Source organism: Acinetobacter calcoaceticus ANC 3811, assembly GCF_000399665.1.
Lineage (GTDB): Bacteria > Pseudomonadota > Gammaproteobacteria > Pseudomonadales > Moraxellaceae > Acinetobacter > Acinetobacter calcoaceticus_B.
Genome location: NZ_KB976986.1, coordinates 1585188 through 1608857, shown reverse-complemented (window position 1 = coordinate 1608857; position 23670 = coordinate 1585188). Strand labels below are relative to the sequence as shown.

Sequence of the window (23670 nt, the reverse complement as noted above, 5' to 3'; positions counted from 1 at the left end):
AAATGCGCGCTCTTACTTACCACGGTGCAGAAGATGTTCGAGTAGAAACAGTAGCAGACCCTATTATTCAAGAACCGGATGACATTATTTTACGAGTGACTGCCACAGCGATATGTGGCTCTGATTTACATTTATATCGAGGCAAAATCCCTAGAACCGAACAAGGCGATATCTTTGGGCACGAATTTATGGGCGTGGTTGAAGAGGTCGGTCCAGCTGTCACCGCAGTGAAAAAGGGTGATCGAGTAATTGTTCCTTTTGTGATTGCCTGTGGCGAATGTTTCTTTTGCCAACTAGACCTGACCGCTGCCTGCGAAACAACTAATACAGGGCGCGGCGCAATTATTAATAAAAAGCAGATTCCACCAGGTGCGGCTTTGTTTGGTTATAGTCATCTTTACGGCGGTGTACCGGGCGGGCAAGCGGAATATGTGCGTGTGCCAAAAGCCAATAAAGGCCCTTTTAAAGTGCCAACTTCACTGTCAGATGAAAAAGTACTTTTCTTGACTGATATTTTACCTACTGCTTGGCAAGCAGTGACCAATGCCCAAGTGAAACGTGGCTCAACCGTTGCAATTTATGGTGCAGGGCCAGTCGGATTGTTAAGTGCCGCTTGTGCCAAGATGCTGGGTGCTGAAAAGATATTTATGGTCGATCACAATGACTATCGATTGAATTATGCAGCGGCAACATACGGCGCTATTCCAGTTAATTTCGATGAAGTCGATGCGGCCGAATTTATTATTCAACATACCGATAATTATCGCGGTGTCGATGCTGTGATTGATGCGATTGGTTTCGAGGCAAAAGGCAGTGTGATTGAGACAGTTCTGACCAATTTAAAACTAGAGGGTTCAAGTGGTGCAGCACTGCGTCAATGTATTGCTGCGGTTCGCCGTGGAGGTGTGGTGAGTGTGCCAGGTGTATATGCAGGTCCGATTCATGGCTTTTTATTTGGTGATGCTTTTGATAAAGGACTAACTTTTAAAATGGGACAAACACATGTGCATCAATATTTACCGCAACTCTTAGAACTGATTGAGCGTGGTGATTTGTCACCTGAAACGATTATTACCCACCGAATGAAATTAGAAGATGCCGCAGAGGGTTATCGCATTTTTAATGAAAGAGATGAGGACTGCCGTAAGGTGATTCTGCTTCCTTAAAACTCTCAATCTTATAATTCATTCTTAAGCCTCTTAGTGAAAGGGGCTTTTTTATTTTGATTAGCACCTGTCGCTTAAACCAAAAAAGAGCATCGATATTGATGCTCTCTTTAAATTTTATGCTTCGGTCAAACGCTTTAGTACTTTATGACCATGTTCAACAGCTTTTAACTTAATTTCAGACTCTGAATGACCTGATAAAGGCGAAACTTCATAAAGCAAGAATGTGCTGCTTAATTGCATTTGTGTATATTGAATTGAATATTGTACTGCTTTTAAAAAGCTATCAATTAAGTTTTCTCGGTCATTCACCATGTCGGCTTCTTTTTGCCCGACCGTCATACTAATAATGACTTTTTTGTCTTTTAATTTGTCGCCTTCAGAGCCATAAGCAAACTGATAAGTAAAAACTTCATCAAACCATAATTTTAAAATTGCCGGCATATTAAACCAGAACATCGGATATTGCAGAATGATGGTGTCGTGGCGTAACAACGCTTCTTGTTCAGCACTGACATCAATTTTATAGTCCGGATAAAGCTGGAAAATATCTCGTACTTCAAGGTCTGGGTAGGTTTTAAGGAGTTCATTCACAATTGTTTTATTTGCAATTGATTGAGCGTAGTAGGGATGGGCCAAAATAAGTAAAGCCATAATAATGCCTTGTAACTATAAAAATCATAGTCACTATAATTTTTATAGTATTAGCGTACAATAACTATCAAAGTTGATAGGTAGCGTCAAAAATGGCAAAAACTGAAAATAAATGTGAAATCAGCATGAATGGAAAAACGTATCCATGTCATATCAGTATGGCTATGGACTTGGTCGGTGGAAAATGGAAAGGCGTTATTTTGTATTATCTAAAAGATGGGCCAAAACGTTTTAATGAAATCAATCAATTAATGCCAACTATCACAGAAATGACCTTAAGCCTTCAACTTAAACAGTTAGAGCAAAGCGGCTTAATATCCAGAACAGTTTATGGTGAAAAAGCACCGATTAAGGTTGTCTATGAAATGACCGAATTGGGGCAGACTTTCAAGCCTGTTTTAGAGTCTTTATCGGTATGGGCACATACGATGATTAATCAGAAATAAGATTAAAAAATTAACTTTCTTAAAAATGTAAATATTAGCCCCATCTCTTTGCATGGGGCTAATTTATATCCAAAAATTACTCACAAATTTGAGCCAAGCCTATCAAAACCACGCTTAAAAACTAGCACATTTTCTGCATCTCATATCAGTAATATAAAAACTGAATTTGGCAATACCAAGTTAGAGGTGCGATCTGAACGATGTAAAACCTAGACACAAATTGATGTTTTAAAAGACCAGAATATTGCTGACTTGCCTCTAATATGGTCTGCCTTTTGCAATCAAAGACAACATTGATGTCATTGGCTTTCATGTAATATTGTTAAGCAAAATAGATGCCATCTTTAAGGTACTCTAGATGAGCTAAGAAGATGAAGGAACTAAAGTTTCATGTAAGTAAACCCAATAACATTTTTCACCTTCTACTTTAATGCCGGCCGTCGAAGTGCGTAATGTTTCGGTTTCACTCGTTTGCTGATGTTCCTGATATTGCACCCAACAATAATTTTCAAATTCGTATAAAGCTGTACTCTTAATAATATCGATTTTTAAAGAAGGTTTTTTTCCAATATTTTGGCTAAATAAACTATTCACTTCTGCGAAACCAATGCTGTAACCTTGAACCGTTACCATCTTAAAATTTTGATCAAAGCTACCTAAAAGCGGGCTCAGACTTTGCTCTGCATTTTTTCCTGTAAATACATTTTCTATTAAAACATGTAGGTCAATGACACTTTGAATGGCTTGATCCATTTGGTTAGACACGGGTTTTCTCCTTTAAAATGGGAATGAGTGAGAGTAAGCAGAGTAAAGCTGCAATTAAAAAAGTATGTTGATAACGAAGCAGATCGCTTGAGCCAAACATCAAGTTATATATCGAAATGAGAACAACAGTACCGACACTAAATGAAACTTGTCGATTAATATTCCAGAGCACACTTCCTTGTAATAAATCTTGGCCTGAAAAATCAATCAGTGAACTAATTTGGGCAATATTGGCACTTAGACCGCCACCCATACCCATCAATAAATAAGCAATTACTAAAAAGCTCAAAGGGCTAGTGTTTGAAATACAAAACAAAAGAAATATGCCAAGGCTATGTAGGGTTATTCCAATAATAAGAAGATACTTTTTTCCTAACCGTTGATAGAGCAGGCCGCCACTAATCATGGCTGTGAGTGCCCCAGTTGCATAGAGCAACATAAATAAACCAGTTTGTTTTGCATTAAAGCCGAAGTTAAGTTGTAAATTAAAAATATTGAGTAAATTAACGCCTGTAAAAATACCCGGAACAGCGTAATAGACAATAAATGCATTACGTAAATTTTTATTTTTTAATAACTGAAGATTAAGAACAGGATGGGAAATTTTTTTCGCATGCCGAATGTAAAAAATAAGCATTCCGACTGAAATTAGAAAACTAGTTATAGCTAGTGTGACGTTATGGTAATCACTATAGAATGAAAAGGAGAGTAATAAAGATAATAGGCTTATATTAAAAATAACCAAGCCTTTTATGTCTGGTTTTTCACTCGATACCTTCTCTGTCTTTTTAATCCATAACCATGCCAGAGCTGCTGCCAGTAAAGAAAAAGGAAGGTTAGATAAGAATACCCATCTCCAATTTAATGAATCAATAATTATGCCACCAATGGCAGGTGAAAAAGCTGGTGCAATCAGTGCAATTGCCATAATCATAGTAGAAATGCGTTGGCGTTCTTGGTTCGGGAAGAATGCATATACGAGAGCTTGCCCGACTGGAATTAATAAGCCTCCAGCTACGCCTTGAATAAATCGCCAAAAAATTAAGCTATAAATCGATTCACTAAAGCCAATAAAGCAAATGCTTATCGAAAATAACAGCATCGAATAACACAATAATTTTTGGTTCCCAAGTTTGGTGGCTAACCATAAACTCATGGGCATAATTAAAATGAGACCGAGAATATAAGCATTTGTTACCCAAGCGACCATGGATTGGCTAACTGAAAATGACGATGCAATATTAGGCAATGCAATTGCAGACATAAAAATGTTGATGCAATCAATAAAGAACCCAAGTAAAAACACTGTCGCTATTTTATATCGATAAGACATACCTACCTCCGTGCAGGCAGGGTAAGATCTAGCTCTTTTATTGTCGATGCAAGCGAAGTAAAATCATTGTTTGATAATTTTAAACAATTGGCTTAATTGTGCAAAAAAACCTCAAGCAAATTACTAGTTTTTTACAAGTCGTTGATTCTGGCTCTTTTACCAAAGCTGCTGAAATTTTAGGCTTAAGCCGATCAATGGTGAGTATTGATATAAAACAATTAGAAAAGCAGCTCAATACAAGCCTATTAATTCGCAACACCCGTAATATTGCTTTAACTGAAATTGGTCAGCATTTTTATGACGATTTTAAACAAATCCAACTTCAGATTGATGAGGCATTTGAACGAAGCCAACACTTAGGTACAAGCATTACAGGCACTTTACGGTTTTCCTCTACCAATGAGTTTGGCCAACGTTTCATTCTGCCTTTGCTTCCTGAGTTTTGTCGGCTTTACCCACATTTACGCTTACAGTATTCGTTTAATTCATCGCTTGATGATTTAGTGACTGAAAAATTAGATCTGGTTATTCGACTAGGAAATTTAAAAAACTCATCTCTAAAAACTCGAAAAATCGGAGAATATCCAATTTATCTTGTGGCTACTCCGCAGTTTATAAAAGACCATCCTATAAAAAATATATCTGATTTAGCGGATGTTCCTTGGATTGGCCATACCTTATTAAATTGGCAAGATTCACAATATATTTTGCAAAACAGTTTGGGGGAGCAATATTCATTACCTTTTATTCGAAGTCAGTATGAATCAAACTCGGTCACTGCAATTCATCAAATGGCTCTTTCATCTTTAGGTGTGGCGATTTGTCCTGCATGGTTAGTTGATGAAGATATTCAACAAAATCGCCTAATTCGGTTATTTCCTGACTTTTCATTACCCCTACAAAGTATTCAATTACTTTATCCTCATACCTCTAATTTACCAGCCAAAATGAGAGCATTTATAGATTATTTAATAACCCGTCTTTCTTTTAGATAAACTGAAAAGTATGTAAGTTGTGGAAGATAAGCAATTTTATATAAATAGACAATTCTGTCTGTTTTTTATAAAATATCGATGATTATGACTCAGTTTTATAATAATGATGTCCCATAAAATATTTCAAATTTTAGATAGTTTAGGTTTGGTCGCACAGAATCGCGTACTTCATGTGCAATTTTCCAACCCATCATTAAACAATCAAGTCTTCTTGCAACGCATTGAAGGCGAGCATACGCTCAACCAAGGCAGCGTTGCTGAGTTACTGTGCCTATCGACAAACGCGCATATTGCATTAAAACAATTTATTGGCTGTCAGGTTGCCGTTGATCAAGTCACTGACATGGGTCAGTTTTTTAGAACCACAGGCATTATTACCGAAGCGAGCCAAGGGCAAAGTGATGGCTCACTCACCATTTATAATCTCACCTTAAAAGACCCAACTGCACTCTGGTATAAACGCCGTAATAGCCGCGTGTTTATGAACAAAAGCGTGCGGGATATTAGCGAAATTCTATTTAAGGAATGGCAGGGGAAAAGCTCTTTATTTGCCTCAAGTCTAACGCTCGACACATCTGGCTTAACGAAAGACTACGATGTGCGTCCATTTGTGATGCAGTCAAACGAAAGCGACTATGACTTTTTAACCCGTCTGTGGCGTAGTGAAGGCATTAACTGGTTAGTCGATGAATCTCAGCTTTTGGTTGCTGACCCGAATGTTTCTATTCAGCCGCAAGTGTTGCGTTTAATTGACGATAACCAAAACTATCAAGCCCTTGAACGCCGTAGCCTACGTTACCAGCGCAGTAGTGCCACAGAACAGTTCGACACCATTACCCAAGTTAAGGCAGAACGAAGCCTACAGCCGACGTCGGTTCATATCCAACGTTGGCAAGCCGATGCCCTCCAACAAGAAGAAGGCAGTGGTAGCGTACAGGGCACACAAAAGCACAGCGAACACTATGACAATGCTAGCTTAAACCTTGAAGATGCATGGCATGTTAGCCCAGCGTGGATGCAGGACTTAAACGGTGAAGATCAAGCTACAGCTTCAGGCAATAGTCAGATTGAACAGTTAAACCAGCACATTAATGCCTACCATCACCTGACTTCTAAACAATTTACCATTTCAGGTAACGTCCGTGATGCACAAGTGGGTTACTGGTTTGAACTCAATGACCATCCAGAACTCGACCAACATGATAGTGCTGATAAAGAATTTTTAATCTTAAGCAAGCACTACCACAACCAGAATAATTTACCGAAAGAATTACAACAGCAACTTGAGCGTCTGTTGCCAAAAGACAAGCTCAAGGCAGCCCAACTCGACAGCCAAAACCCTGAGCAGCGCCACTTTGCTGAGCTGAACGTTGTTCGTCGCAATATTAAAGCTGTGCCTGAATATAGCCAGCTAGAACACCGACCAGCTGCTTACCCGCAGCGCGCTAGAGTGGTTGGGTTAGAGGGCGAAAGCATCCATGTCGACCGGTGGGGACGTATTAAAGTTCGCTTCCTGTTTACCCGAACTGACGACCATAGTCATGACGGTGGAGCAGGCAGTAACGACAATGATACCGACTCCGCTTGGGTGGATGTACTCACTCCTTGGGCGGGTGCGGGTTATGGCGCACGCTTCTTACCACGTGTCGGTGAGATTGTTGTCATCGACTTCTTTGACGGCAATATTGACCGCCCATTTGTGGTGGGCCGTATTCACGAAGCTGAACGCCATCCAACTCAGTTTGACCAGAAAGGCCAGTTACCCGACACCAAAAAACTGAGTGGCATTCGCTCCGAAGAAGTTGATGGCAAAGGTTTTAACCAACTCCGTTTTGATGACACCACAGGGCAAATCAGTGCCCAGCTACAAAGTAGCCATGCAGCCAGTCAGCTCAACTTGGGTAACTTAAGCCATCCAAAAGACAAGGCAGAGAGTGAAGGTCGTGGTGAAGGTTTTGAACTCAGAACAGACCAGTGGGGTGCGGTAAGAGCTGGCAGTGGCTTACTCGTTAGTACCCACAAACAGGACCAAGCTCAAGGCGTACATCTAGATGCAAATGAGGCCAAACAACAAATTGAAGGCGGCCTCAACAATGCCAAGGCACTTAGTGAAGTTGCTAAAAATCAGCAAACTGATCCATTGGAAGTTCTTGAGAACTTAAAAACGTTCATAGAACAAATTGAAGAAAAAGATCAAGACAAAGCTGCCGCTTTTAAGCAAGCCTTGATGATATTAACCGCACCTAACAGTATTGCTCTAGCCAGTAATGAAGACATTCACCTCAGCGCAGATGCTCAGTTAAGTCAAACCGCTGGTGATAGCATTAACCTGACTACGCAAAAGAACCTGATTGCACACGCCCAAAATAAAATTAGCCTTTTTTCGGCTCAAGAAGGGGCGAGACTCTATGCAGGCAAAGGCAAAGTCGAGATACAAGCACAAGGCGATGGAGCAGATTTAATTGCCCGTAAAGCTGTGCAGATTATTTCAACAGAAGACAAAATTGAAATTAGTGCTTCTAAAGAAATCGTTATCACGGCGGGTGGATCTCAAATCAAGATTAATGGCTCAGGAATTTTCCCTGTCACTGGTGGCAAGTTTAAGGTAAAAGCTGGGCAGCATTTGTTTATGGGGGGAGGAAGTGCGAATTTTAGTTCTTCACTACCGCCTCCGCCAAAACGTGGGCAGGGTGTACTTGAGCTTTTGCATGACTATTCACATGGAGCATTTGTTAAAGGGGCTGGTTATACCGTAACTGATAATTTGGGCAAAGTCGTTAATGGAAAGTTAGACGATAAAGGATTTGCTCGTGTTTCAGGTTTGGCAACGGGTTCAGTGAAGGTTCTGTTTGATCCAGATCCTCGTAATCCTTGGGATGAGGCAAGTGATTTTAAACGTAAGGTAGAGTGGCCAAATCAAAATGATGCAGAAGGCAGCATTGGTATTGCATCTGGCAGTAAAGGTTTAACTGAAACATTGAAAAATGACTTTAAAAAGTTGAGTCAACTTGCGGACAATGTGAAATCTGTACAGCAGAAGATTGAATCGGTTAAAAAAATTAAAGATCAAGGTGCCCAAGCATTACTACCAATGGCGATTGAACAGGTTTTAGGAGGGAGTGATGGATCTAGGTTAAGCCAATCATTTGTTAGTCAAAATAGCTTTATGCCTTCAAGTCAGCAGAGTAATCCACTCCGAATGTTGACTCAAGCAAGCTCTGACAAAACAGCAATAACAAAAATCCAATCACCTTTTGAAACGTTTGTATAATTTGAGAAGAACATGTCACAAAATTCAGTCGTTGCTCCTTTAAATACTTTTAGTCCCAAAGATTTAACTGCAAAGAAAGCAGCAGTTGATAAATGGTTTAAGGAATATACAAATGGTGTGGTTACAGTTGACCGACTAGAGACAATCTGTAGAAGTGTACCTGTTTTAGGAAGTGCCTTTGCTGTTGGCGATATCATTATTGATATCATAAGTATGCTCAATAAAGGTGGTCTTGAGAAAGTTGAGATTTTTGATTGGTTGAATTTGGGAATCGATGTTATTGGATTGGTACCAATGGGACCGGTTGGACCTTCTGTGCGTGGTGCAGCACGGCCAGCATTATTTTATGTAAAGAATGAATCAGAAAAAATTATCAAAGCGCAGGCAAAGAAATTAGGTAAAAAAACATTAACTTCTCAAGAAGTAAAAAAAGCTTTAAGTACAGGATTTAAAGACAGCGCAAGTGTATTTTTAACGACCATTATTGCTGAAAATGTAGCGGGTACTTTAGAAAACTTTGCTAAAAAAGGGCAAAGTTTACTTAATCAGGTTCTAAAAGAAGTTGGTAATTGGATTGTCTTATTAACAAAAACTATTGATGACGGCTTTAAGAAATTAGTCAGCGGTTCTTTAAATGGACTTCCAAACCTTAAGCGAGCAGGCCAGCAGTCTTTAGGAGTTATAAAAGGAATATTTGAACTTGATGGAACCCGTATAGTAAACAATGCCAAATATGCTACTGAAAATGTTGCAAAGACTGTAGGTAAAGGGTATGTCAACCTAGCCAATTTAGTAGTCTCTGATGAAGCACGAGCTAAAATTTTAGCTTTAGGCGCAAAAATAAGAGCTATAGGACAAGTTGCACAAGGAAAAGTAAATAGTTTAAGTGATCCTAATACTTTATGGACCATTGGTTGGCTATTTAGCATCATGGGAATGGTTGCTGCAAAACATCGGCAAAAGAAAGCTCAGATTAAGGCCAAAGAAACGACAAAAGCTAGTGCAAGCCATCCATCAACTAGAACTGATAAAACAACTAAACAAGCGGAAGCGCAAAACAATGCCAATCAGTGTAAAAACTGTATGGGGGGAACAGGTGGTTCAATTAGCTTTGCAATGGGTACAGAGTTCTTTACTCATGTCGATGCACAAATTGGTGGCGTAATTGAGGACAGCATTGGCCGTACCTATGCTTCAAACCTTTACCAGATGGATGACTCTATTTTTGGAGCACGTTGGGTTACTCCATTTACTACAAAAATTTCTCGTAAATTTAAATATAGTCCAAAGAAGAATGATTACAAAGACTATTTAAATGGGCTTGAATACATTGGTTTAGATGGCCGAGCAATCGATCTACCTGACCTAAAGACGGGTCAAAGTATTTACGACCCTATCGAGCAATACACTTATACAGTTTTATCCGATCAGCTTCATTTAATTGCCTACGGTGAAGAAGAGAAACGCTATTATGAAAAATACGGTGAGGACTACCGTCTATCCTATATAGAACGTAAAAATGGTTTCAAAGTCGCTTTACGTTATGACCATGTTTCTATCGATAATAAAACAATTTTATCGGACATTTTATTTAAACAGGACGATAATTTGCTGGCTCATTTAGCTTTGCAATTAACTCCACAGGGTTTGGTTTCCGATATTTGGACAATCAAAAATGGTCAGTTAGATCGTGTATTGGCAAGTTATGACTATGATCAACAAGGTGACTTGGTTCAGGCGATAAATGAATTTTCAGCTTCTTATTATTATCAATATACCCATCATTTAATTACACTTTATACAGATCTTACTCATCGTGGGATGAACCTAAAATGGGATGGTATTTTACCTACTTCAAAAGCGATTGAAGAGTGGGCAGATAACGCTAGCAGTGCCTCAAAGTTGGAATGGGATAAGAATATCCGAAAAACGACAGTGTTAGATGTTGAAGGGAATAGCACTGAACATTACTACGATATTGATGGTTATACTTACCGTATTGTTTATCCTGATAATTTTGAAGAGTGGTTCTTTAGAGACAATGCTAAGAACATCACTTTACATATCGCCAAAGATGGTTCTAAAACTTCTTATACTTATGATGAGCGCGGTAATGTCTTGACAACAACTCAAGATGATGGGGCGACGAGTTATTTTGAATATGATGAAAAAAATCAACTCACTGGTATGGTTGATGCAGAACAGGGACGTTGGTTTAAGCAATATGATGGTTCTGGAAACCTGATCAAAGAAATTGATCCGCTCAAGCATGAAACGGGTTATGCGTATAATGCCATGGGCTTAGTCACTTCCATTACAGATGCTAAAGGTGGAAGTAAGTCACTCAAATATGATGATCAAGGGAATTTAATCAGTTATACGGATTGTTCAGGTAAAGAAACCAAGTGGCAATATGATGAGCGTGGTCGTGTAATCAGCATTGAAAATGCATTAAAACAAAAAGTTGAGTATTTTTATACTGAACTTACCTTAGAAAATCGAGAACCAATTATAAAGGGTTTACCTCTGAATGCTTTTGGTCAACTTGAAAAGATTAAACATGCTGATGGCACAGAAGAACACTTCATTCATGATGCTGAAGGGCGTTTACTGGCACATGTAGATCCTAAACAGAACATCACTCGCTATGAATATGATGAGGCGGGTTTAATTCTGTCTCGTACAGATGCTTTAAACCACAAATTAAAATATAAATGGGATCGATTGGGACGTCTCACCCGACTCATTAATGAAAATGGTGCCAGTTACCAATTCTTCTATGATGTCGCAAGCCGACTCGTTAAAGAAATTGACTTTGATGGTAAGGAGACGGTTTACCACTACAATGAAAACTCGGGCCAACTTGCAACAAGTATTGAAGTTGCATCTGCTTATGGACAAGACCTCAAAGACCGAGCTGCATCAAAAGACCGAATTCAACAATTTATTTTTGACAGTATGGGGCGTTTAGAACAGCGTACTGCGGGTTATGGTCACTATGGTTTAGAACTTGAAGAAAAACAGTCTGAAGAATTTGCCTATGATTATATGGGGCGAATCATTCAAGCTAAAAATGCTCAAAGCAATTTACAATGGTTTTATGATGCGGCTGGCAATTTAGTACGGGAACACCAGCAAGATTATAAAATCAATAAAACCGCGGTGTGGAAACACCAATATGACGAAATTAATGATCGAATCAAAACGACTCGTCCAGACGGGCAGATTATTGACTGGTTGACCTATGGTAGCGGTCATGTACAAAGTTTGATCGTGAATGGTCAAGACCTTGTTAGCTTTGAGCGTGATGATTTACATCGAGAAATTGCACGTCACTATGCCAACGGAGTGAGTCAAGAACAGCAATACGACTTGGCAGGTCGTTTGAAAAGCCAAATGATGTTGAGTGAACATGAAAATGGCTATCAAAACCAATATAAGCCGCACAACAATGCATTAGAGCAGACCAGTCAATTGGTACAGCGTCTTTATCAATATGACAAAACAGGTGAGCTAACGGCAATTCGAGATACTCGCCGTGGCAATATTGCTTATAAGTACGATCCTGTAGGTCGTTTACTTGAAGCGAGCAGTAAACTTGGAAAAGAAACGTTTAACTTCGACCCTGCCAGTAACATTATAGATTCGTATCATAGTCAGAAGGCTCAAAGCCATTCACAAAAGCTAGACGAAACAGGCTATTGTTATAATCGTTTGGTTAATAACGTAGTTAAAGAATATCTAGATCAACAATACCAATATGATGCTTATGGACAACTCGTAAGACAAAAAACGAGCCAAGGTGATTTAAACCTTGAGTGGGATGTCTATGGCCGCATGGTGAAGAGCCGTAATAGTCAATACACGGCAGAATATCGCTATGATGCTTTAGGTCGTCGTATTCAAAAGCAGAGTAAACATCATCATACAGGTCAAGAACATAACATCATTTATGGATGGGATGGCGATACGCTTGCTTATGAGTCCACAGAGGAACTGACTAAGCATTACATCTATGAAAAAGACAGTTTTGTACCGATGCTACAGGCTGTTTATTTAAGTCCTATAGACCTCCATCAAACTCCAGATTGGTCAGATAGACCTTATAACATATACCGTGACCCGCTTTGGAAAACTGAAAAACAGGGTAAAGAATTTGATGATGTATGGTTCTATCACTGTGACCATTTAGGTACCCCGCAAGAAATGACTGACCATACAGGTGCAATTATTTGGAAAGCCGAATATAAAGCTTGGGGTGAGTGTAAAGAGGAGAGAGTAAGATCCAATTTCTTCGAAAACAGTGAAATTATTTCAAATAATATCCGTTTCCAAGGTCAGTATTTTGATGAAGAGACAGGGCTTCATTACAATCGCTATCGTTATTATTCCCCATATGTAGGTAGGTTTGTAAGTAAAGATCCGATTGGATTATTGGGTGGTAATAATGTTTATGCATATGCACCGAATGCTATTGAATGGATAGATCCATTAGGTTTACAAAAGAAATCAAGAGGCGGGCAACATAAGACAGGAAGTGGAATACCTAAAAGCGGTGAATTTGATAAAGAAACTACAAAATGTAAAGCAACAATTTCAAAAAATGAAGCAAGGAGGCTTGCATTGTTTAAAAATGGAATTCCTGTTTCAAGTCAGCCAATAGCTCAAAGGAAAGTAAATGGATGGGAGCAATATTTATATAAAGTTGGTGCCAATCCAAATGATGTAAAATCCTATAGAATAGTTAGTCATCATCAACCTGATAAGCAGCATGTTTGTGCACATTGGCATGTTGGTATACCTAAACGACTTAATAGTGATAATAAACCAGAGACTTTTGATAATGGTGCTTGGAAATATCAAACTGGTGGAATCACAGTAGAGCATGCATCGAAGTAGGTCATTATGAATAATTTTGAGACAAAAAAATTAGTATTTAGCCAAAGAAAAAATTGGAAATTATTTTTAAATAAAAATAATTTCCAATTCGATGTGGAAAATTTAATTTTTTATCCAGAAACTACACTAATTTTGCAAAATATTGAGTGTCAAGAAAAGCTAAAAGTAGATTGTAAAAGAAAAGTCGAAATGATTTTTTTTGAAAAATATCTAGATTATTTTAATGGTAATGAACAGTTATATGTAATATTTCCTGATGTTTCACTAGGCTCTAATTTTTATAATACAAGTCTTCCAATTTTAAAAGATACAAAAGACAATATAAAAAAAGTATTGCAAAATATCAATTTATTAGATATTGATTATTTTGCAATATCTAATCTGGATTTTAAGAAATTTGTTAAAATTGAAGGGTGTGCTGATTATCCTAATGAAAAAAATGAATTTTATGATGGGGTAATATATGACTATTTTGTAAATTTTAATTGAATTTTTAAAATATAATTAAACTCTGGATTTTATTTTTTGGCATTGAGAGAAATAATATTTTTAATGAGGAAAAGGTGATTACATATATGATGGTTGAAGTCTCATTAATAAATGAACTCTATGGGTGTGATATATCAAAGAAAATTGTGATTCTTATATTAAAAGGCTTAAAATGAGTGTGAATGATTTAGAATATTTTTTAAATAAAGAATTTTTGTTACCATTAAATATTTCTTCAAGCTGGTTTATTTCTAAGAACTATCTTTACGATGTCAATTGTAATTGGTTAAATCAGTTAAATGAAGATGATAAATTTATGATGTCAGAGATTTATCTCTATAAAAATATTTTTTATGCTAAGTTGGAAAGGAAAATTAATAATTCAATTTATAATTTTGTTACTGATGTTTCTGTTTATCCGGAGATATAAAATAATGAATGCAAGAAATTTGAATATAAAATTGGGCTAGGTTTATATGAGGTAGCAAAAAAGAATAAATTAATTTTTATGAGGAATTGTAGTTTTTATAATATTTTGGATGTTCGTGAATTTTTAAATATAATCTTGATAGATGTTTATCATAAATTAGATGAGTCAATCAATGAGGATAATATTTTGAAAAATGTAAAAGAGTGGATTTAAATTATAAATCAAGAACTTTTTTAGTGTTGTGGAATTAAGACTGGATAATTCAGTCTTAATTAAAATTGATAATTTCTTTAATTTTCGGAAATATACTTTGGATAAGTAAATCATTACATCTGGTTAGTGATAAGCATCACAACACTAAAAATTAAACAAAGAAGAAATCTGAATCTATCAAATTTTATTGTGGGATGTCTATGGCCGTATGGTGAAGAGCCGTAATAGTCAATATACGGCAGAATATCGCTATGATGCTTTAGGTCGTCGTATTCAAAAGCGGAGTAAACATCACTATACAGGTCAAGAGCAGAACATCATTTATGGATGGGATGGCGATACGCTTGCTTATGAGTCCACAGAGAAACTGACTAAGCATTACATCTATGAAAAAGACAGTTTCGTGCCAATTCTACAGACTGTTTATTTAAGTCCAATAGAATTACACCAAACTCCAGATTGGTCAGATAGACCTTATAACATACACCGTGACCCGCTTTGGAAAACTGAAAAACAGGGTAAAGAATTTGATGATGTATGGTTCTATCACTGTGACCACTTAGGTACACCGCAGGAAATGACCGACCATACTGGTTCAATTATTTGGAAAGCCGAATATAAAGCTTGGGGTGAGTGTAAAGCAGAGAAAGCTAAGTCGAATTTCTTCGAAAACAGTGAAATTATTTCAAATAATATCCGTTTCCAAGGTCAGTATTTTGATGAAGAGACAGGATTACATTACAATCGCTATCGTTATTGTTCGTCGTATGTAGGGCGTTTTATTTCTAAAGACCCGATTGGATTATTGGGTGGATTTAATGTTTATGAATATGCACCGAATCCTAATAATTGGGTTGATTCATTAGGATTGAAAAAGCATTGTGGTACAGTTTATCGAGCATTGACAGAGAATCAAACTCAAGAAGCATTAAAAAATAAAGATCTTACACCGAAAAGTTTAAATAATCCTCATACAGTTCAAGAACATGTGGAAAATGGAAAAATAGAACTCAATTTATATCGACGACAAAGTCGCTAGTGACGGCTCAATTTTATGCAAAAAGACATGCTGCAAAGATTGTTGGTATTAATTTATGTAAAATAGATGATTCTAAAATTATTGATATATCTGATGGGGCAAATTTGATTAATAAAGGAAAACAAAGAGCAAGAACTTGGCAATTAAAGATCAAGAAGTATTGATTAGAGGCTCAATTCCATCTAAGGCGTATCGGATTATAAACTGAGGTAATTAATTATGAAATTTGAAGAGTTTAATCAACTTATAGATAAGCTTTCGGAACAGGAAGAATATGAAAAAGTTGATGAAATCTTAGATGATCAAATAGATGGAATAATAAAGTTAGATAGTAAAGAAATTGAAAAATATTTAATGCTTTATGCCTCATTAGCAGGAGATGCTGAATCTTTAGCTAGATTTGATAAATTATTTAATAAGGCAGTATCTTTAGGAAAAATTAAACAGACTGATTTAAAAAAATATGAGGAATTATCACCAGCTAATAGATGGTTATAGTTTGTATAAAATTTCAAAATAGAACTTAATATTTACTATTAGGTTCTATTTTAGTAAATTATGAAAAGCATTAATATATAAATAAACAATCAATTAGGTATCTTTTTAACGACAGAAATTAATAGCGAGATGATGATTTTTTATTTCTTGGATTTCTAGTAATTTATAGATTAAATCAAAAAATAAATTTATATTTTTCTAGTAATTTTAATATGCCTGGATTGATATTTAAGCTATGAATTTAATTAAAGATATTGAAGAGTTTTATCGGAAATATGAGATTGATTTTTCAATAATGCCATTACATTTAACTGATAAAATTAATGAGTGTATGGGCGCTTTATGGCAGGGAACAACAGGGGGAATGAATTGGGAAGTCACAAATACAGAATTTTTAAAATTGAGTTTTCCAAATGAAATTGATAAGAGTGTGATAAATAAAATAGTCTCGAATTTGAAATTTAAATTATTAAATGAGGAGAGCGTATATTTATATTTTTCTGGATCTGAACCAGTGATTAAGATAAATACTAACGAATTTTTTCTGAATTTATTTAACTTCATGGATGAATTTTGTTTTCTGGATTTTATTTATTTTTTAAGTATAGATAGTACTAAAAAAGATATAAATTTAGTGGAGTTGAGAATTTTTGAATATATATGTGGAACTATCTAATTTATTAAATTGAAATTGTGATACTTTTCATCATTCTAAAGATAAAGAGTATCCATATTCTCATTGGCATGCAACTCCAACTATCATGGATAATGGTCAAGTTAGGACTAATAATCCATGTGCTTGGAAATATATTTCAAGTGGGCTAATCATTACTCATGACTAGTGATAAGGAGCGCATGAATGAAAAGAATTACAGCACTTAAGATTAAACAAAGACAAAATCTGAATCTATCAAATTTTATTAAGGATACTAATTTAAAATTTAAATTTTTAGATAGTTCAGACAAGTGGTCTGTCGATTGAAAGTATTGATTTTTACAATGAAATGTTGTCTTTAAAAAAATCAAATCAGATTTTGATAGAAGCTACAGAAACACAGGATAAGGTTTTAATAAGTAAAAAGATTATTAATTTTATTAAGAATATTTCTGATGAAAATCTTTTATTTAATGTATTTTTTAGTCAATATGAAACATTTTTAGATGATGGCGAATACTATAATATTTCGCCTTTACCTGTTTTTAAATTGAACAAGGATCAAATTTCATTTGATTGTTGTATATATCACAATCTTTATTTTCTGGCAATTATTTCTGATAATTTTAAGTTAGTATTAGATGGTTATGCTGGAAATACAAATTCATTAGAACCTGATTTACCAGCATATGAATATTTTGAAGAAATCAAGTAAATATAACTTTAATATCTTCTTTGAAAATTCAAGAGGGAAATTCCCTTTATCAATTTTATATGGCTTTTTTAGGCTTTTAATTTCTGAAATTGCATTTTATGGTAAAGAAACGGTTTATCATCACAATTTTTAAATGCTTTTAATAAATTTCTTGGAATACTAAAAAATTAATAATCGTTAAAAGTGAATTAATAGCGTAAGTTGTTAATTCATTTTTTTGTATTTATCACGGATAGTATTCTCATTCATTCTTGTATTCATATGGTTAAGTTTTTCTTTATAAAATAGACAGATGTTTCTGTATTTTATAAAATAATGCCAATCCTGACAAAGTTTTCATAAAAAAGATGTTATCTCATATACATAGAATTCTAGAAGATTTGGGTATCAGCCCGCAAAAACGCGTGCTTCATGTTCAGTTTTCTAATCCATCGTTGAATATTCAAGTCTTTTTACAAAGTATTGAAGGGCAGCATCAGCTAAATGAAGGACTGACTGCCGATTTATTTTGTCTTTCTACCAATGCCCATATTTCATTAAAACAATTTATTGGTTGTCAGGTTGCAGTCGATCAAGTAACTGATCAGGGGCAGCTATTTAGAACTACAGGAATTATTACAGAAGCCAGTCAGGGGCAGAGTGATGGTTCGTTAACATTGTATAAACTGAGATTACAAGATCCGACCGCGCTATGGCATAAACGCCGAAATAGCCGTGTATTTATGAATAAAAGTGTACGGAACATTACTGAAATTCTATTTACTGAGTGGCAGAACAAAAGTCCGTTGTTTGCTTCTGCCTTAACTTTGGATTTAAAAAACCTAAGCCAAGACTACGATGTTCGACCTTTTGTCATGCAAAGTAACGAAACGGATTATGAGTTTTTAACCCGACTTTGGCGTAGTGAAGGCATTAACTGGTTAATTGATGAAGCTCAGTTGTTTGCCACTGATAGCTCGGATGAGATTCAATCACAAAAGTTACGTTTAATTGATTGCAATGAATCATATTTAGCATTAGATCGAAGAAATATCCGTTATCACCGTAGTAGCGCTGTTGAACAACAAGACAGTATGACAAGCCTTGTGCCTACTCGAAGTTTGCAATCTACAGCCGTGCATGTGCAACGCTGGCAGGCTGATGCTTTAAGTCAAGAAGAAGGCATGGGCAGTGTTCAGTCACAGCATAGTCATAGTGCTAATCAAGATAATGCGAGTTTAAGTCTAGAACATGCATGGCATGTCAGTCCTGCTTGGATGCAAGACTTAAATGGGGAAGACCAAGCCACTGCATCGGGTCATCAGCAGCTAGAAAAACTCAATCAAAATCTATCTGATTATTATGCATTTAAATCAAAATATTTCCATGCACAAACCACGGTACGTGATGCGCAAGTTGGCTATTGGTTTGAATTGAATGAACATCCAGAAATAGATATGCATAGCGGGGCAGACAAAGAATTTCTGATTATTGGTAAAAGCTTCTATTTGCAAAATAATTTGCCTAAAGATTTACAACAACAAATCAATCAACTTTTTAGTCAAAGCCAATGGCAAAACAATCAAGTAGGGCCAAATGACCAGACTGAGCGTCAGGGTAATGAGCTCATCTTGTCGCGTAGAAATATTAGAACTGTTCCTGAGTATCATCCGCTAGAACACCGATCAGCCGCTTACCCACAGCGCGCTAGAGTGGTAGGCTTGGAAGGCGAAAGCATTCATGTCGACCAATGGGGACGCATTAAAGTCCGTTTCTTGTTTACCCGAACTGATGACCATAGTCATGACGGTGGAGCCGGAAGTAACGACAATGATACCGACTCGGCTTGGGTGGATGTACTCACTCCATGGGCGGGTGCAGGTTATGGTGCACGCTTCTTGCCTCGCGTGGGTGAGATTGTTGTCATCGACTTCTTTGACGGTAACATTGACCGCCCATTCGTGGTGGGACGTATTCACGAAGCTGAACGGCATCCAACGCAATTCGACCAGAAAGGCCAGCTACCTGACACTAAAAAGCTCAGTGGCATTCGTTCAGAAGAAGTCGACGGTAAAGGTTTTAACCAGCTACGCTTTGATGACTCCACAGAACAAATCAGTGCCCAGCTACAAAGTAGCCATGTGGCCAGCCAACTCAACTTGGGTAACTTAAGCCATCCAAAAGACAAAGCGGAAAGTGATGGTCGTGGAGAAGGTTTTGAACTTAGAACAGACCAGTGGGGCGCGGTAAGAGCGGGTAGTGGCTTACTTGTTAGTACCTACAAGCAGGATCAAGCCCAAGGTGTCCACCTCGATGCAAATGAGGCCAAACAACAAATAGAAGGCAGCCTCAATAATGCCAAGGCACTCAGCGAAGTTGCCAAAAATCAGCAAACTGACCCGTTAGATATGCTTGAGAATATTCAGACTTTCTTGGAGGTTCTTAAACAAGAAGACCCTAAAAAGGCTATTGAGTTTCAATCAGCAGTGATGCTGTTGGCATCTCCAAACAGTATCGCTATAAGCACTAATGAAGATATCTATCTCAGTGCAAATGGTCAGCTCACTCAAAGTGCTGGAGATAGTATTAATATTAGTACGCAAAAGAATATAGTGAGTCATGCGAGTCAAAAAATAAGTCTATTTGCCGCTCAAGAAGGTGCTCGGCTTTTTGCTGGTCAAGGTAAAGTGGAAATTCAGGCACAAGGTGATGGCTTAGATGTGATTGCTCGAAAGGGCGTACAGATTACGTCAACCGAAGACACAGTTTTTATTACTAGCCCAACTGAAATTAATCTGACTGCAAGTGGATCTCAAGTAAAGCTGAATGGTTCAGGCATTTTCCCTGTCACAGGGGGGAAGCTTGAGGTGAAGGCTGGGCAACATTTGTTTATGGGGGGAGCCAAGGTGGCAACGAAAAACCCAGAATTGGCAATGTTGCCAGATTACCATTTAACTTATATTGCCAAAGATATAACTGGTAATCCATTGAAAAATAAAAAATATTTAATGATTTTACCGAATGGGGAAATGGTCAGTGGTGTGACAGATGGTCAAGGTAAAACACAGAAGATCACAACCAAGGGCCCTCAGCAAATCCAAATTAGTTTAGAAGATCACGTTCACGATGGTTTTGTAACTTTTGAAGAAGAATAAATGATGAATAAGATTAAATTAAAACTATTTATTAATGTATTACCTGATAATGATACGATTGCTTGCCATGGAATGGATTATTCTGTAACTGAAAAGGGAAAACGGCCAGGACAGGTAAATAAACTTGCGATAGCTATAGGAAGTGCAAAGAATCCTAAGCCTCTTGTGCAGCCGTTGGATTTGAACTCTATTTATAAAAATAAACCTATTTCAGCTCAGACGATCGCCCAAAATATGGCGAAATATAAAGATGTACATGAAGGTCCAAGCTTGAGTCAGAACCGAGAAGCTAAAACTGACATGAAAGGTTTTACTAAAGAAATGCATCTGCCAGCTGGTGAGTATGATCTTTGGATTAAAAGAACGGATTCAGAGTGGGAGAAAGCCATTAATATTAATGGTAGTTCAGGTCTCCATATAAAAGAAGAAAAGCAAGGAATCACTACTATAGAATATCAAATCAAACAATATTATCGCTATAAAATAGAAGGATTTAGGGGGACTAAACTATCTGATAATATTCCATTTGAAACTTTTACTTTTGACAAAGAGGGTAAGGAAAAGAAAATTAGTTTACCTAATGTAAAAATGAGTGTTGTAGATAAAAATGGTTTTACTCCACCTTTATATTCGCCCAAAGGTGAGGTTATATTTGTAAAATTTAAATTCGTAAATATATCTGCCCAACCAGATAAAAAAGACATACAGCATTTTGCAACTATGAGTAAAAAGAATTATGTCACTGTACAGTTGAAGTCTGTTGCGAAGATAACAAAGCAAGATAAGAATACGACAGTAACTTTGCAGGGCAATGGAAAACCGCCTGTTATTTTAAATATGCATCGAGAGGAAATGATAGTTCTTTCAGCAGAGGATTATGCTGAGTTTGAAAAGGAAAGCTCAAAACTAGACAAGTTATTTGGAAACTCTTTTGATGCTAAAAATAAATTAGCAGAAGCAATAAAATCTGGGAGTGTTTCTAATGTTAAAAAAGCAGAAGAAGAAATAAAAGAAGCAGAGAAAAAGATCGAAGAGGAGCTAAATAAAAACTTTAAAAAAGCGGCCGATCTAACAGAAGTCATTACTTTTGAAGCACGTCAAAAGAAAAATCCAAATGGTAACACGCAAGAGTTTGATTTCAGACGTCGGTATCTGCGTACTGACCGATATATGCAGTTACAGCAAAAGAAAAAAAACAAAGAGAGCTTTAAGGTAACGGTTTTAGGGACGGAGTTAAAGAAACTTAAAGATATAAAACAAGACTTTAAGAAAATTAACCAAGAGACTATTCATAATGAATTTAAAAAAGTTAGTTTAGATCTTGCGAAATATTCCAAGCAAACGGGAACTAAGGTTTGGGATTTCTCCGCTTTTAGTGGCAGTTTTGTCGAACAAATTAAGCTTTCAGACAACTTAACGGTTGATATTCAATCACAGTGGTTAAGATGTGTTGGTGGCGCTGGCTTATCGACAAGTGCAAGCTGGAAACCCGAAAGTGGTGAGGTGAATGCTAAGGCGAATGTTAATGCTCAAGGCAAGCTAGTATTATTTGAAGGGAAGGCAAAAACCACCTATGTAATTCCATGTGATAAAGGTTGGATGCTGAACTTTGATGATATTGATCTAGGTGCATTCCGATTTATTATTGGTATGGAACTCTACGGTTTTGCAGGTGCAAAAGTGGCTGCGGGGATTGGTTTGGAGATAAGCTATAGTAAAAGTGGGCAGCAACAATTGGCTGCTAATGGTAGAAGAAATCGAAATCCTTCACTCGCCAATAATATGGGAGAAAACCGTCCAAGATTTGTCCCAATGGATCGAGATGAAACCATCATTCCTGGTAGTGGAGCAAGTTCTGAGGGGCAAATTGAAGCTTTTGCTGGTGCCGAAGCGGGAATCAAACCATCTGGAGAGTTTCAGTGGCTTTCACCTGAAGCTAAAGATTTTAAACCTCTAGCGAGCTTAGCTGTCGATTTTGCTGTAAGTGCAGGCTTAGGGGCGGGTGTTAATTTTAAATTATTTTACTGGTTAGAACGTAAGCAATTCCGTTTTAGAGCAAAAGCCGCTTTATGTGTGGGATTGGGTGCAAAAGGGGCGCTAGATTTTGTTATTGATTTTAGCCAAGTTCTTGAAGTACTAAGATGGGTGCATTACCAACTTACCCGTGCCCAATTTACGCTGTTAGGTTTTATTGCTGAAGATGCGTTTAGTAATTTAGGTCAATTAGCTGTTATTGCGTTAGGCAGAGACTCAATGACGGCTAATACTTTAAATAATATTGCTGGGGAGTTTAGGGATTTTAATGCTAAATATGCACTTGCAAAAGATTCTGTTGATTTAGCAAATAAAATTAAACGTCAATCTGAATGGTTGAAACAAGCTACACCAGATGCAAAAGGAATGCTAATTTATCAAATGACAAGGCATAGTGAATATACACATGCTGCTGATATGCCTAAAACAGGAATTAGCCCTTTTTTACCTACACATAAAGAAGCAGTACTCGCAATTTTTGAAACCATTGCAACAGAAGGTGAGTGGTTTAACGTACTTCAAAGAATGTCTTTAAGGGGTATAAAATCAGAAAGGAGTATCCAAAGTTTAGAAAAACAATTGTTGGTATATTTGCATGATGGATTCTGGTCAAGAACCATTGATTTTGTTAAAGAATATACTTTTAATTCAGATACTGTTGGCCGTGGTAGTGAATATGTAGAGCAATATGAAAAATTACGCTCTAAAATAGTCAAAACTATACCTTTACATGAAAAAGCTCCAATGAATAATCCGAGGGAGTTGAAAAAGTTAAGAGAGAAAATGGTTGAACAACCAAGTATTATTAATGCGGATGCTTTAGTTGCCTTAAATACAGAATCGGTACCGTCTATTGAGGTAGATGGTACCGATGCGGAACTATTTATTGCTGCAAATTATGAACAAAACTCGGATGGTTCATATACGGTATAAG

General features: G+C 36.8%; 15 protein-coding genes and 2 pseudogenes. 14 read left to right on the top strand and 3 right to left on the bottom strand.

All coding sequences use genetic code 11. From position 1 onward, the window contains the following. Window positions 1-2 precede the first annotated feature (2 nt). The gene (locus F935_RS08845; protein WP_016138612.1) at window positions 3-1166 is read left to right on the top strand and encodes a zinc-dependent alcohol dehydrogenase; all 1164 of its coding nucleotides are present in this window, start codon (window positions 3-5) and stop codon (window positions 1164-1166) included. A gap of 117 nt (window positions 1167-1283) precedes the next feature. On the opposite strand, the gene F935_RS08840 is transcribed toward F935_RS08845, so the two are convergent. Continuing rightward, a complete protein-coding gene (locus tag F935_RS08840) occupies window positions 1284-1820 on the bottom strand; it encodes an NAD(P)H-dependent oxidoreductase (RefSeq protein ID WP_016138611.1) in 537 nt (178 codons plus the stop codon). A gap of 92 nt (window positions 1821-1912) precedes the next feature. Between F935_RS08840 and F935_RS08835 the strand changes: the two genes are divergently transcribed. Further along, window positions 1913-2266: a winged helix-turn-helix transcriptional regulator gene (locus F935_RS08835; RefSeq protein WP_016138610.1), complete on the top strand. Its 354-nt coding sequence runs from the start codon at window positions 1913-1915 to the stop codon at window positions 2264-2266. 213 nt (window positions 2267-2479) lie between these two features. Next, window positions 2480-2579: pseudogene (locus F935_RS19225) on the top strand (hypothetical protein); the annotation flags it as partial. 50 nt (window positions 2580-2629) lie between these two features. Here the strand turns inward: F935_RS19225 and F935_RS08830 are convergent. Next, window positions 2630-3031, bottom strand: a complete 402-nt coding sequence (locus F935_RS08830) for a hypothetical protein (protein WP_016138609.1) — start codon at window positions 3029-3031, stop codon at window positions 2630-2632. After that, entirely contained in the window at window positions 3024-4364 is a 1341-nt protein-coding gene (locus F935_RS08825; protein WP_016138608.1) for an MFS transporter, read from the bottom strand. The genes F935_RS08830 and F935_RS08825 overlap by 8 nt, the downstream gene beginning before the upstream one ends. Window positions 4365-4462: 98 nt before the next feature. Between F935_RS08825 and F935_RS08820 the strand changes: the two genes are divergently transcribed. From F935_RS08820 to F935_RS08770, 11 genes and pseudogenes are all read left to right on the top strand, one after another. Further along, the gene (locus tag F935_RS08820; protein WP_016138607.1) at window positions 4463-5359 is read left to right on the top strand and encodes a LysR family transcriptional regulator; all 897 of its coding nucleotides are present in this window, start codon (window positions 4463-4465) and stop codon (window positions 5357-5359) included. 103 nt (window positions 5360-5462) lie between these two features. Continuing rightward, window positions 5463-8630 (top strand): type VI secretion system Vgr family protein, encoded by a 3168-nt coding sequence (locus F935_RS08815; RefSeq protein ID WP_016138606.1) that lies wholly within the window; start codon window positions 5463-5465, stop codon window positions 8628-8630. A 12-nt stretch (window positions 8631-8642) separates the two neighbouring features. After that, entirely contained in the window at window positions 8643-13529 is a 4887-nt protein-coding gene (locus F935_RS08810; protein WP_016138605.1) for an RHS repeat-associated core domain-containing protein, read from the top strand. Window positions 13530-13535: 6 nt separating this feature from the next. Continuing rightward, on the top strand, window positions 13536-14018 hold the full coding sequence (locus F935_RS08805) for a hypothetical protein (RefSeq protein ID WP_016138604.1): 483 nt from the start codon (window positions 13536-13538) through the stop codon (window positions 14016-14018). Between the two features lie 172 nt (window positions 14019-14190). Continuing rightward, window positions 14191-14448, top strand: a complete 258-nt coding sequence (locus tag F935_RS19055) for a hypothetical protein (RefSeq protein WP_016138603.1) — start codon at window positions 14191-14193, stop codon at window positions 14446-14448. Between the two features lie 397 nt (window positions 14449-14845). Then, window positions 14846-15532: pseudogene (locus tag F935_RS08795) on the top strand (RHS repeat-associated core domain-containing protein); the annotation flags it as partial. A gap of 387 nt (window positions 15533-15919) precedes the next feature. Further along, a complete protein-coding gene (locus F935_RS08790; protein WP_016138601.1) occupies window positions 15920-16198 on the top strand; it encodes a hypothetical protein in 279 nt (92 codons plus the stop codon). 235 nt (window positions 16199-16433) lie between these two features. Beyond that, window positions 16434-16874: a hypothetical protein gene (locus F935_RS08785; protein ID WP_016138600.1), complete on the top strand. Its 441-nt coding sequence runs from the start codon at window positions 16434-16436 to the stop codon at window positions 16872-16874. 328 nt (window positions 16875-17202) lie between these two features. Further along, complete coding sequence (locus F935_RS08780; RefSeq protein WP_016138598.1) at window positions 17203-17568, top strand: hypothetical protein; 366 nt, start codon at window positions 17203-17205, stop codon at window positions 17566-17568. Between the two features lie 347 nt (window positions 17569-17915). Then, window positions 17916-20702, top strand: a complete 2787-nt coding sequence (locus F935_RS08775) for a DUF2345 domain-containing protein (RefSeq protein ID WP_016138597.1) — start codon at window positions 17916-17918, stop codon at window positions 20700-20702. Next, a complete protein-coding gene (locus tag F935_RS08770) occupies window positions 20703-23669 on the top strand; it encodes a hypothetical protein (RefSeq protein WP_016138596.1) in 2967 nt (988 codons plus the stop codon). The last annotated feature ends 1 nt before the right edge of the window (window position 23670 follow it).

Excerpts from the sequence above, each read along its gene's own strand:
- F935_RS08835 (WP_016138610.1), top strand. The coding sequence starts at position 1,913 with ATGGCAAAAACTGAAAATAAATGTGAAATCAGCATGAATGGAAAAACG.
- F935_RS08815 (WP_016138606.1), top strand. The coding sequence starts at position 5,463 with ATGATGTCCCATAAAATATTTCAAATTTTAGATAGTTTAGGTTTGGTC.
- F935_RS08785 (WP_016138600.1), top strand. The coding sequence starts at position 16,434 with ATGAATTTAATTAAAGATATTGAAGAGTTTTATCGGAAATATGAGATT.
- F935_RS08780 (WP_016138598.1), top strand. The coding sequence starts at position 17,203 with ATGTTGTCTTTAAAAAAATCAAATCAGATTTTGATAGAAGCTACAGAA.
- F935_RS08775 (WP_016138597.1), top strand. The coding sequence starts at position 17,916 with ATGTTATCTCATATACATAGAATTCTAGAAGATTTGGGTATCAGCCCG.
- F935_RS19055 (WP_016138603.1), top strand. The coding sequence starts at position 14,191 with ATGAGTGTGAATGATTTAGAATATTTTTTAAATAAAGAATTTTTGTTA.
- F935_RS08825 (WP_016138608.1), bottom strand. The coding sequence starts at position 4,364 with ATGTCTTATCGATATAAAATAGCGACAGTGTTTTTACTTGGGTTCTTT.
- F935_RS08790 (WP_016138601.1), top strand. The coding sequence starts at position 15,920 with ATGAAATTTGAAGAGTTTAATCAACTTATAGATAAGCTTTCGGAACAG.
- F935_RS08810 (WP_016138605.1), top strand. The coding sequence starts at position 8,643 with ATGTCACAAAATTCAGTCGTTGCTCCTTTAAATACTTTTAGTCCCAAA.
- F935_RS08770 (WP_016138596.1), top strand. The coding sequence starts at position 20,703 with ATGATGAATAAGATTAAATTAAAACTATTTATTAATGTATTACCTGAT.
- F935_RS08840 (WP_016138611.1), bottom strand. The coding sequence starts at position 1,820 with ATGGCTTTACTTATTTTGGCCCATCCCTACTACGCTCAATCAATTGCA.
- F935_RS08845 (WP_016138612.1), top strand. The coding sequence starts at position 3 with ATGCGCGCTCTTACTTACCACGGTGCAGAAGATGTTCGAGTAGAAACA.
- F935_RS08805 (WP_016138604.1), top strand. The coding sequence starts at position 13,536 with ATGAATAATTTTGAGACAAAAAAATTAGTATTTAGCCAAAGAAAAAAT.